Source organism: Citrobacter sp. wls827 (genome assembly GCF_005280875.1).
GTDB classification, from domain to species: Bacteria; Pseudomonadota; Gammaproteobacteria; order Enterobacterales; family Enterobacteriaceae; genus Citrobacter; species Citrobacter youngae.
In genome coordinates this window covers 79,776-91,512 of sequence record NZ_SZWR01000012.1, presented here as the reverse complement: position 1 = coordinate 91,512, position 11,737 = coordinate 79,776, and the positions used below count along the sequence as shown (strand labels likewise).

The 11,737-nt window shown below is 52.7% G+C and carries 8 protein-coding genes; 4 read left to right on the top strand and 4 right to left on the bottom strand.

Features of this window, described 5'->3' with window-relative positions; genetic code table 11:
- Positions 1 to 822: galactofuranose ABC transporter substrate-binding protein YtfQ (gene ytfQ, locus FDX03_RS07315; protein WP_249357012.1), on the bottom strand; the 822-nt coding region annotated here is incomplete at its 3' end.
- A 309-nt stretch (positions 823 to 1,131) separates the two neighbouring features.
- On the opposite strand from ytfQ, the gene ppa reads away from it, so the two are divergent.
- The 3 genes from ppa to FDX03_RS07300 all read left to right on the top strand — a co-directional run bounded on the left by ppa (position 1,132) and on the right by FDX03_RS07300 (position 5,034).
- On the top strand, positions 1,132 to 1,659 hold the full coding sequence (gene ppa, locus FDX03_RS07310) for an inorganic diphosphatase (RefSeq protein WP_137345718.1): 528 nt from the start codon (positions 1,132 to 1,134) through the stop codon (positions 1,657 to 1,659).
- A 209-nt stretch (positions 1,660 to 1,868) separates the two neighbouring features.
- The gene (locus FDX03_RS07305; protein ID WP_137345717.1) at positions 1,869 to 2,939 is read left to right on the top strand and encodes a YncE family protein; all 1,071 of its coding nucleotides are present in this window, start codon (positions 1,869 to 1,871) and stop codon (positions 2,937 to 2,939) included.
- Positions 2,940 to 3,024: 85 nt separating this feature from the next.
- Positions 3,025 to 5,034, top strand: a complete 2,010-nt coding sequence (locus FDX03_RS07300) for a TonB-dependent receptor (RefSeq protein WP_137345716.1) — start codon at positions 3,025 to 3,027, stop codon at positions 5,032 to 5,034.
- A 56-nt stretch (positions 5,035 to 5,090) separates the two neighbouring features.
- On the opposite strand, the gene FDX03_RS07295 is transcribed toward FDX03_RS07300, so the two are convergent.
- The 3 genes from FDX03_RS07295 to tamA are packed head-to-tail and all read right to left on the bottom strand — an operon-like array spanning position 5,091 to position 10,944.
- Entirely contained in the window at positions 5,091 to 5,435 is a 345-nt protein-coding gene (locus FDX03_RS07295) for a gamma-glutamylcyclotransferase (RefSeq protein ID WP_048212859.1), read from the bottom strand.
- A gap of 2 nt (positions 5,436 to 5,437) precedes the next feature.
- On the bottom strand, positions 5,438 to 9,214 hold the full coding sequence (tamB, locus tag FDX03_RS07290; protein WP_137345715.1) for an autotransporter assembly complex protein TamB: 3,777 nt from the start codon (positions 9,212 to 9,214) through the stop codon (positions 5,438 to 5,440).
- A complete protein-coding gene (gene tamA / locus FDX03_RS07285; protein WP_048212861.1) occupies positions 9,211 to 10,944 on the bottom strand; it encodes an autotransporter assembly complex protein TamA in 1,734 nt (577 codons plus the stop codon). The genes tamB and tamA overlap by 4 nt, the downstream gene beginning before the upstream one ends.
- Before the next feature lie 211 nt (positions 10,945 to 11,155).
- Between tamA and msrA the strand changes: the two genes are divergently transcribed.
- The coding region (msrA, locus tag FDX03_RS07280) for a peptide-methionine (S)-S-oxide reductase MsrA (protein ID WP_249357011.1) at positions 11,156 to 11,737 on the top strand (582 nt) is incomplete at its 3' end.

The window sequence follows — 11,737 nt, the reverse complement described above, 5'->3', positions numbered from 1 at the left end:
CCCCGCCATATTTGGCGTCAGTTCGACGCTGGCGTTGGCTTCGCCATCAATCATCGCTTTATAGATATCCGGTACGCCGTCGATTGAACCGGTCAGAATATCTTTGCCCGGCTTCAGACCCGCTTCTTTGATCGCCTGGATAGCCCCGATCACCATGTCATCGTTGTGAGCGTAAACCATGCAGATGTTCTTGCCGTTGTTTTCAGCTTTGATAAAGCTCTCCATCACTTCTTTGCCTTTGCTGCGGGTGAAGTCCCCGGACTGAGAGCGAATAATTTTGATGTTTGGCGCGCTGGCGATGGCTTCGGCAAAACCTTTTTTACGGTCAATCGCCACGCTGGCCCCGACGGTCCCTTGCAGCTCAACGACGTTACACGGTTTGCCATTCACCTCTTTAATCAGCCAGTCGCCGATTAATTTACCTTCCAGCACGTTATTGGCGGTAACGGTGGTCATATAGAGAGATTTGTCTTTTACATCGATGGAACGATCGAGCAAAAAGACCGGAATGTTGGCATCTTTCGCTTCTTTTAACACCGGCTCCCAACCCGTTGCCACGACCGGCGCAATGAAGATGGCATCTACGCCCTGCGCAACAAATGAGCGTACGGCTTTAATCTGGTTTTCCTGTTTTTGCTGGCCGTCAGCGATTTTCAGCGTAATACCTCGCTTTTCGGCCTCGCTTTTCGCCACATTGGTTTCCGCCGCGCGCCAGCCGGATTCAGAGCCAACCTGCGAAAATCCTACGGTTAAAGGGGCTGCCAATGCCATAGACGACATGGCTGTCGAAACTGCTGTGACTAAAAGTAAGCGCTTCCACATAAGTGCGTCCTCGTAGGGGGATTATTGTTGGTTAATAAACAGTCGCGAAAAAACTATAGACAATTGAGCATGTAACGAATTGCGTTACATCACACTTCAAAAAAGTAAATAAAACGTTAATCACAACTTTGTAATCGCTTTCATATCACTATGAAAAATGCGGCTGAAGATATGGATTTTTCTGTCACAAAAGAGAAGAGAAAAGAAGAAAATGTGCGCCGCGAAATCGAAAACAAGCGGAGACATTCGGCGCGAGTTGGCTATAATACCCGCCACTTGTTTGCCATAGCTTATTTAAAGGAAACAGACATGAGCTTACTCAACGTCCCTGCCGGTAAAGATCTGCCGGAAGATATCTACGTTGTTATCGAGATCCCTGCAAACGCAGATCCGATCAAATACGAAGTTGACAAAGAGAGCGGCGCCCTGTTCGTTGACCGCTTCATGTCCACCGCGATGTTCTATCCGTGCAACTACGGTTACATCAACCACACCCTGTCTCTGGATGGTGATCCGGTAGACGTTCTGGTCCCGGCTCCGTATCCGCTGGAGCCAGGTTCAGTGATCCGCTGCCGTCCGGTTGGCGTACTGAAAATGACCGACGAATCCGGCGAAGATGCAAAACTGGTTGCGGTACCGCACACCAAACTGAGCAAAGAATACGATCACATTAAAGATGTGACCGACCTGCCGGACCTGCTGAAGGCACAGATCACCCACTTCTTCGAGCACTACAAAGACCTCGAAGCAGGCAAATGGGTAAAAGTTGACGGTTGGGACAACGCTGAAGCCGCTAAAGCTGAAATCGTTGCTTCCTTCGAGCGCGCGAAGAAGTAAGTTCGCCTGCTCTGAAAACCCTGAACACCAGCCTCTGGTTAGTAAGGGTTTTTTTATGCCTGTGCTTTTCCTCCCTTTATTTTCCCGGTATCCCGCTGGTTTCTTTTTGACCTACCAGATTGGGTAGTCACATTTCATTTATCTTAATTGCGAATGAGATTAGATCTCATTATCATTCGAAGCATGTAAATAAATGTGAATAAAAGTCAATGAACCTCCACACTGTGAAGTCCCTGAAACACTATTCTTGTGTGGCGCTCGCCACAGCACTGTTATTTACCAGCCTGCCCAGCGTGGCGCAGACGCTACCTGAGAAAGATTTTCTGACCCACGACGTCGGGAACGGCGTGTATGAACTGGCGGTTGATAGTCAGCAGAACACGCTCTTTGCCGCCTCGTCTCCGTCATTTGATAAAGACAAAACCCGCGGGCTTATCTACAAACTCGATCTGGAAAAACTCACAACCACCGAAGTCATCGACACCAGCCGTCGTGCCTTTGCCACCGCGCTGGACGAAGAAAATCAGGTGCTATATGTGGGCAACACGCTGGAAGGTTCGGTAACGCTAATTGATACCCGCAGCGGTAAAGAGTTGGCGATACTGCAACTGAGCGAGACCAAAAATCCAAAGGAAATCGTCCATACGCGTGAAATAGTGCTCGATAAGCAGCATCACCGTCTGTACGTTTCCGGCGTGGCTGAAAAAGGCATTGTCTGGGTGGTGGATACGCAAAAGCGCGAAAAAATCGCCACCATTGAAAATATGGGTCAGTATCCGACCGGTATGGCGGTGGATGCAAATAAGAACCACCTGTATGTGGTGAATGGCAGAAACGAGCTGATTACGCTGGACACCAGCAGCCACAAAATCATTAGCCGCTTTTCCATTGAACCCGCTAAAAAACATTTCTTCCTGAATATTGCGCTGGATGCAAAAAATAACCGCGCGTTCCTGACCGATCCGGATTTAGCAGATGTTTTGGTTGTCGATATTAATACTGGCAAAGTTATTGCGCCAATTAAGGTCATTAACTCTTTGGCAGCTATATATAACGAAAAACGCCAGGAAGTGTATATCACCCACCGCAATGCAAAGCGCATCAGCATTGTGGACAGCAAGACTTATCAGGTAAAACAAAGTATTGAAACCACTGCGTTACCTAACAGCCTTGCACTTTCTCAGGACGCTAACACCTTGTATGTCAGCGTAAAACAGCCGGAAGAAATGATTGGCGTAAAGCCCGATTACGTGCTGAAAATCGATCTCTCTAAATATTAATAATTAAAAACGCTTCTTACACCTTGCAGCTTTTCCGGGCTGCAAGGTGATGCTTTTGTTTTTTACTTTTCAGGTGTCTTATATTATGAAAACGCGTCAACTTATTACGCTGACAGGGATCGTTGCATTCTCTGGCGGGGTTATTTTCCCCACTCAGGCAGAAGAACTCACCGAAACCTCACGCAATAATGAAGATGAAATGGTGATCACCGCATCCGGGTTCTCGCAGCAAAAGCGCGAAGCGCCGGCCACCATTTCAGTTATCGATCGTAAAACGCTGGATATTCAGCCGGACCGTAGCATTGGTGAAGCGATTAAAAACCTTCCTGGCGTCTCGGTTACCAACAGCAGCGGCATGAATGCGGGCAGCATTATGATCCGCGGTATGGACCCGTCCTATACCGCTTTTATGGTCAACAGCGTCAAACAAAATACCGGTGAGTCGCGCCCCTACGGCCATGATATCGGTACTGAAGCCAACTTCTTACCGCCAATGGAGGCCATTGAGCGTATCGAAGTTATCCGCGGGCCAATGTCCTCGCTGTACGGCTCAGATGCCATCGGCGGTGTGGTCAACGTGATTACCAAAAAGCCGTACGGCGCGAAAGACTGGACGACGGCGATTGCGGCGAATACCTGGCTTCAGGAACACCAGTATTTGGGTAATACCAGCCAGATGAATCTGTTTACCATGGGGCCGATTGTGCCAGATGTTCTCGGCCTTAGCGTAGCGGCCGACTGGCTCGACCGTCGCGATGACGATCGCAATGACTATTTCGGCAAACACAACCGTAAATCCGTTGATATGACGCTGGGCCTGGCCGCCAGCGAAAACAACCTGTTCGACCTCAACGTTGTCACCGGCGAGCAGGAGAAAAATCGCACTCAGAAACGCGGCGCGCCATGGTCATGGCTGTTCGATCGTAACGCCGCCACCCTGACACATACCGGCTGGTATGCAGATGACACCATCGCGACGACCAACTACATCAACTACGAAAAGGGCCGCTCAAAATACGTTTATGACGGTCAGTCCCCGCAGTATGTGCAGATGGAAAACTATGTCGCTAATTCGCAAACCACGTTTACACTCGACAACCATAAACTGACCATCGGGGCGAATTTTACCCGCGAAGAGTTAAATGACCGCTTTGATGTGGCTAACAAAACGCTGCCCGGCTCAGAGCCGGTAACCAAAATCAGCCGCAACGGCTGGGCGCTGTTTGCTGAAGATGGCTGGAGTGTTGACGATTTCATCCTGACCACTTCGGCGCGTATGGATCAGGACGATAACTTTGGTACACATATTACGCCAAAAATGTACGGCAACTGGGCCTTCAGCGATGCCTGGGCGCTAAAGGGCGGTATTTCGGCAGGATATAAAAAACCGGAGCTACGCGCGACCTCCAGCAACTTCGTCACCCCTTACGGCTCAACCGTGCCTTATCCCTTCCTGACGGTAGGTAATGACGACCTGAAACCAGAGAAAAGCGTTAACTCTGAACTGGGCCTCTACTGGACGGGCGATGCGCTGGCTCTGGATAGCACGGTCTTCTATACCCAGTTCAAAGACAAAATCGCTGAACAAACCATTTGTGAAACCACGGCGACAAACCAGTGCTCGGTGAATGGCTACAAAGCAGATTCCGTCAGTAAATACTTTAACGTCAGTGAGGCAGACGTATACGGCATTGAGCTGAATGCCGACTGGCAAATTAGCGCCGACCTCAAAGCCAACGCTAACTACACCTGGAACCACAGCGAACAGAAAAGCGGCATAAACAAAGGCTACGCGCTCAACGATTATCCGCGTCATATGGCGAATCTGTCGCTGACCTGGGCGGCGACACAGAGTCTCGACGTGTGGAGTACGGTGAACTATCGCAGCAGTAACCGCAACAGTGGTAATAACTACAAGTACGATGACTACACAATGGTTGATGTGGGCGTACGTTATCAGCTCAATAAGCACACGCAGTTGATGGCAGGGGTCTACAACGTGCTGGATGAGGATCCGAAGCTGACTACCGCGTGGAATGAATCCGCGCAGGTGGAAGGCCGTCGCTATAATCTCGGCGCGCGCGTAGAGTTTTAAGCCTTAAATAAACAACGCCACCCGAAGGCGGCGTTGTTTATTCTCGTAGCGATATATCAGTACTGGTCTCGGTCTAACCAGTTACCGCTTTCAATCAGCGTTAATCCCTCGACTGAACGTTGGTACACGTACATCCATGCACTTCCGTACGGCGTCTGAATTAACTGGCGTGCATATTCGCCACCTCGCGTACGCAGAGCGTCAAGCTCTGCCAGCGTGGCGTTGTCAATACGATAAACTTCCCCGTGTACCGTTCCGTTCCCCGGAACTGCGCCTGGATAGTGGCCCAGGCTGTACAACTGGTAGTTGTCGATACTGAAATTTCCCAGCAACAGGGCATTGGTCATCCAGTGGCTGTTGCCTTGTTTGGTTCGTAAACTGCCGTAGACAAATATTCGCATTGCTAAAACTCGAACTGATAGAGCAAATCAAGTGCCTGATCTACGCCAGACACGGCTTCCAGATATAGCTTAGGCATCAGACGATAACGTAGCGTGAGTGTCGCTAAGGAGTCAAATATACCCACACCATATTTCACCTGCAGACCTGGCAGTACGTATCCGCTGACAACCACCTGAGAGGAGTCACCCACCCCTTGCGTGTCCAGTGCCAGATTGCTTACGCCAAATGTCTCCCCGATTTTACCCACAACCTGACCACTTTGTGCAACCCCCAGGCCAATAAGCATTGAGGTCATCGCCGCGCTGTCGCTCTGCTCGCTGTCCAGCCCTTGTCCGCGCAGCAGGTAGGAAAGCGCCATTTGCTGCGACATTGCCGGGTCAGAGAAGATCTCCGCTTTCGGTTCATCAGCAGTGCCGGTGACGCGAACGCCGGCGATCACATCGTCTTCAGTGGCATCCGGGTTACGAATCGCTTCGATGTTGAGCAACGGCTGATCCGGCGGGCCGGAGAACAACAGCTCGCCCTTACGCACAATCAGATCCTGACCATAGGCATGGAAGCGACCGCTCGGGATATTAATTTGTCCGTTCAGCCCCAGCCCCTGCTTATCCTGCGCAACTTTCAGATCGCCCGTCAGACGCGCTTTCAGACCAAAAGCATCAATACGTACGTTGTTGCCTACATGAATGTTCAGGTTGCTGTTGATCGGAATACCGGCGCTTTGCGGCTTCTCTGGCTGCAGGTTGTCGTTGAGCATGACCATGTCGCTGGACACCCCTACCGCACTTTCCGGCAGGTCGTGCACCACGATACGCGCCCACGGCACATCCACGTTGCCATCCAGGGTAAACAGACTCGGCGTGGCTTCAAAGACCACGTCCGGAGAGACATCCAGACGAACCATCGGCGGTACGGTAATACGAACCCTACTGCCTTTAGCCGCGACCCGCGCCCGCCAGTTGTCTATCTGACTCCAGTCGGCATCGCCGCTCAGGTTAATCTGCCCCTGCTGCGTACGCACCACGCCCGCTAACGTCGAACGCGTTCCGGTGAAGTTAACGGCTAACTGGCTGGGCTGCATGTCAAACGGCATAAAGTTGCCGTCGATATCCAGACCGCTCAGTTGCAGTTGTCCAAGCAGTTGTGGGCTTTGCACATCGCCGCCCAGACGCAGGTTGGCGTTGATCATTCCCGCGGCTTTTTCACCTCTCGAGAAGATAGGGTTCACCATCGCCAGATTGAAGTTGCGAATATTGACGTTACCGCCCAGATTACGGCGTCCTTGCGGGTCTGTTACCTGCACCTGGCCGTCGAACTGCCCGTTGTTGGTCAGGCGAATCAGCCAGCCCAGTTCAGCACGGTTGTTGTGCAGGTCAGCGGTCAGATTCAGCGTCTCAAACGCCACCGGTAACGCGGCATCGTTTACGCTCTGGGTGACCTTCACGTTACGCCCACTTAGCGTGACCTGTCCCTGCGGCAGCCCCTCTTTGGTGGTGTCCCAGCTCACATCGGCTTTACCGGTGAACACGCCGCTGGCCTGGGTTGTATCCGGCATAAACGGTTTCAGCATTGCCAGATCGAAACGGTTCAGATTCACCACCGCGCGCCCTTCCGCGCCCGCATCAATCGTCTGTGGCACGCACAGTTCCGCATTCGGGTTATTCCAGCAGTGTGGCCCAATGCTGATTTTCTGCTCCTGATTACGGTAATCCAGCGCAATCGCGCGGTTAAGCGACCACGGACCAACCGGCGTCTGGAAGCGGGTATTGCTCAACGCCCCTTTCCAGCGCTGTTCTTTGCGATCGAAGCTGCCTGCCAGATCCAGTTGCCCGGAAACCGGCTCCCCCTGAATGCGTAGCTGTAATTCATGTTGCTTTTCACTGCCTTTCGCGTTGAGCGTCACGAGGCCGATATTCACGTCAGGTTGTACAATCCGCTCTACGCGAACATTGAGATTACCGGCGATTTGCTCGGCCGATTTCACGTCGCCTTCGACGCGTACCTGAGCGACGGAAAGTTCCTGCCAGCGCAGACCACGGGCGGTGATATCCGCCAGCAGCTGTGGTGCTTCAACCGTACCGCGAACTTTTACCAGCCCTTTCGCCGTACCGCCCAGCCCCGGCAGCGCGTTATCCAGGCTTGGGGCATCAATCGTCGCGTCGAGGTTGAGGTCTTTAACCCCCAGTTCACCTTTTACGTCCGCACTGTTGCGTCCCAGCTCCAGATGCAGGCCCGGAATGATCCATTGCAGGTAACTGTTCCCCTTCAGCGAACCGTTCACATTGACCTTATTCTGTTTTACATTCCCGGTCAGCTTCAGCTCCGGAACCTCCATCTGCCAGCTTCCGCCATACAGACTGCCGCGGGTTTTCACCAGACCATTCAGTTTTGACGGCCAGTCCGGGATCTCTTTTGCCGTATTGATGCCATCCAGCGTCAACTCTCCGCGCCAGCTGATCGCCTGCTGCCAGTCCACCAGCGCTTTCAGCTCGGTTTTTCCTTCCAGCGCCGCAACGCTGAGTTTGTCGAGATTGATCTGCTGTTCGTTGCCTTTAGCATCCAGCGTGATGGTAGCTGGAGGAATATCCTGTCCCTTCACGGCGGTACGCATCGACAACGTGTAGTCGGTCATCTTGCCGGTCAGCTTGAGCTTGATGTCATCGGCCTGAAACTGTTTGTCGCCGGTAAACGGCCAGTAAATCTGCTTACTCACCACTTCCAGATTGAGCGGCAACCCGGCTTCCGCCAGACGCGTTTGCGCCCGCAGATCCATATCCACCGGACCGGACAGGTTTATGCCGACTTCCAGTTGGTCACGCAGCGCGCCGCCGACCTTCAGCTTCACCTTTTCGCCTTTTAACGGGTCGATGTTCAGCGTGCTGTTTAACGTAATATCGACCGGCCATGTGTCGGTGAGCTGCGCCGTGCCGCTGGCTTTTACCGCCCCCTGATTCGAGTCGATATCCAGCGCGTCCAGCTTCATGTTGCCGTCAATGCTGCTCACTTTCAGCAGCAGGTTATGTACCGTGAGATCCGTATCCCCGGTCACGCGCAGCTGCTCGCCGCGAAATTCTTCAATATTGAGATTGAGCGGCAGATGCACATCGGCCATTTCCGGCAGCACCGGCTTTGAGAACAGATCTTTTAGCGTTTCGCCGAGCGGTTTTTCATCCGGCTGCGGGTTTTGAATTTTTGGTTCAACGACCTCTTCCTGTGCCACTTCCGCCACTTTAGGCAGGGCAATCAGCAACCCCTGCAATGACGTTGGCTTCAGGGTCAGCGTTTTTTCCTGCCAGTTCAGGCCAGAGGTAAAATCCAGCACGGAAACCGTGGTGTCATCAATTTTGATATTGATGTTGTTAAGCGCCACGTGTGAAAGCGTGATGGGGTAAGGCGTGGAAAGGTTAAGCGGACCGCTCTCTTCTTCCTCCACCGGCGCTGATGGTGGCATTTTTTTGCTGTCGATCGCTACGTTGATATTTTTCAGCGACAGATCGTTGACGCACAGACTGCTGTTCCACAGGCAATTAAGCCCCACGGCCAGATGTACTTCGCCAGCATTCACCGCCACGCCGGGCTGGTCATAACGAATATTTTTCAGTGATAAATCCCGCCAGCCGCCGGTGACCTGACCGATCTCCAGCCCAGGCACCCAGCGATTAGCTGCCTTGAAGACCAGATGCAGACCGGAGGTTGTCCCCACCAGGAACGCGACGGTACCTAACAACAGCAGGATAACAACCAGTACCCCGAGGCTTATCTTCTTCCATAAACTCATAATTCAGGCCCCAGACCGATGTAAAACTGTAAACCATGTTCATCTTTGTCGCCGACGGGGACGGCAAAGTCGAGCTTGATAGGTCCTACCGGCGATTGCCAGCGAACGCCGACCCCGGCACCGGTTTTGAAATCGCTTTTGCGAATATCGCTGACCGCTTCACCGCTATCGACAAACATCGCGCCCCACCATTTCCCGGTCACGTTGTACTGGTATTCCAGCGAGCCCGTCGCCAGCTTCGAGGCCCCTTTCAGCTTGCCGTCGCTGCCTTCGGGTGAAATAGATTTGTATTTGTAGCCGCGGATACTACGGTCGCCCCCGGCGAAGAAACGCAGATCTGGCGGGACTTTGTCGAAGTCACCGGTTTCAATCCAGCCGAGGTTACCGCGCATCACAAAACGGTGCTTGTCGTACAGTGTACGGATCCAGACGTTCTGCGCCTGGAAAACGGAGAAATCAACGTCTGAACCCCAGGCAGTATTCGAATAGTCAATGGAATAGCGTTGGGAATCCCCCCAGACAGGCATCAGGCCGCCGCGCGAGCGCGTCCGGCTAATCATCACCCCCGGATAAAGCAGCATGGTGGTATTGGTGACGTTACCCTGGGTAAAGTGGTCGAGGCTCCAGCGCAGGTTGATTGCACGCTGCCAGCCACTCGACAGATCCCAGTAGCGGGAGACCGCGAGCGTGGTTGAGTCCTGCTCGGTGTCGTTTAAATCGGTACGCTTAAAGCCCCCCTGCACCAGGTAATACTGCTCCAGCGGGTTCTTTAACAGCGGCATTTTATAGCTGAAATCAAGGACCTGCTCTGGCGCAGAAATACTGGCACTGGTGGTCAGGCTATGGCCGTAGGAGTTCATCCACGGCTTTTTCCACGAGGTTTTCAACCGCGGTCCCACGTCAGTAGAGTAGCCGGCCCCGGTTTCGATGGTATTTTCGGTGCGCGGCGAGACCACGCCTTTTAGCGGCAGTACTTTGGTTTCACGGGCTTTATCAAATTCAGGCGCCACCACCACGGAATTAAACCATCCGGTTGCCGAAAGGCGACGGTTTAGCTCTGCCAGATCTTTCGACTCGTACTCTTTGCCCTCTTTGAACGGCACCAGGTTTTGCAGGTACTCATCGCGAATTTGCGAACCTTCAAAAGTGACATGGCCAAAGCGGTAGCGCTCTCCGCTGTTGTAATCAATATCCCAGAATGCCTGGCGGCGATCGAGTGCAATTCCGAGCTGACTTTTATTAAATTCGCTGTCGAAATAGCCTTTACGCAATGCCACGCTGGTGAGCGACTTTTTGAAGCTGTCATAATCGCCCTGATTCAGCACGGTGCCGATTGCCGGGCGTGTTTTCAGCAGATCCAGGTAATCTTTATCCGTACGTGCGCCACCGCGCAGAATCACTTCAGTACCGCCAATCAGCACCGGCTCACCGGGAGTCACTTTGGCAATCAGCACCTGGCGTCCTTTCGCCGGCGGCGGACGCAGTTCAAAATCAATGGTCGGCTCAAAGTAGCCCAACGCTTTTAGCCCTTCGCGGATAGCATCATCAACGCGCGCACGAAAGCGTCGGTCCGGTGTGACTTCGTCACTTTGAATCGTGGACAGCTGCGCACGGACGTTTTTCTCCAGCGGCCCTGATAATCCTTCGACCTGTAAGCGAACATTCGCAGCAGCGGCGGAGCCACTTAAGCACAGTAATCCCACCCAACATAACTGACGGATATGTGGCACATTTTCTCCTGAATATCCTTTTTTCCACCCCTGGAAAAAAATACTATGCCGTTCCTCGGCTTAACAAAAAATCAACAATAAGAGTTGAAAAACAGACGACAACCCAAATATTTCTTATGTTTAACTCTAGACGCATTCACGCCGTTTATTTTGGGCAAAGACGCGTCTCGTTACAACCTTAACCCAAATGACTGATTTCGGGAGAACGGCCATGAGTTTATTTGATAGAAAGCATCTCGTTACTCAAGCAGATGCCCTACCTGGACGCAACACCCCGATGCCAGTGGCAACGCTGCATGCGGTTAACCAACATTCGATGACCAACGTGCCCGACGGTATGGAGATAGCTTATTTCGCCATGGGATGCTTCTGGGGCGTTGAACGTTTATTCTGGTCATTACCCGGCGTATATAGCACCGCAGCCGGCTACACCGGTGGCTATACCCCTAACCCAACCTATCGGGAAGTCTGTTCCGGCGATACCGGACACGCCGAAGCGGTACGCGTCGTCTATGACCCGCATGTTATCAGCTACGAACAACTGCTGCAGGTGTTCTGGGAAAATCACGATCCGGCGCAGGGCATGCGTCAGGGGAACGACCAGGGTACGCAGTATCGCTCCGCCATTTACCCGTTAACGCCGGAACAAACCGCCGCCGCACAAGCCAGCCTTGAGCGTTTTCAGGCAGCAATGACCGCCGCAGGCGATGAACGCGAGATTACGACGGAAATCAGCACGGCGACCCCGTTCTACTACGCCGAGGACGATCACCAGCAGTATCTGCATAAAAAC

Bases quoted from the DNA above. Each gene is read 5' to 3' on its own strand.
- tamB (WP_137345715.1), bottom strand. From the start codon at position 9,214: ATGAGTTTATGGAAGAAGATAAGCCTCGGGGTACTGGTTGTTATCCTG.
- ppa (WP_137345718.1), top strand. From the start codon at position 1,132: ATGAGCTTACTCAACGTCCCTGCCGGTAAAGATCTGCCGGAAGATATC.
- FDX03_RS07295 (WP_048212859.1), bottom strand. From the start codon at position 5,435: ATGCGAATATTTGTCTACGGCAGTTTACGAACCAAACAAGGCAACAGC.
- FDX03_RS07305 (WP_137345717.1), top strand. From the start codon at position 1,869: ATGAACCTCCACACTGTGAAGTCCCTGAAACACTATTCTTGTGTGGCG.
- FDX03_RS07300 (WP_137345716.1), top strand. From the start codon at position 3,025: ATGAAAACGCGTCAACTTATTACGCTGACAGGGATCGTTGCATTCTCT.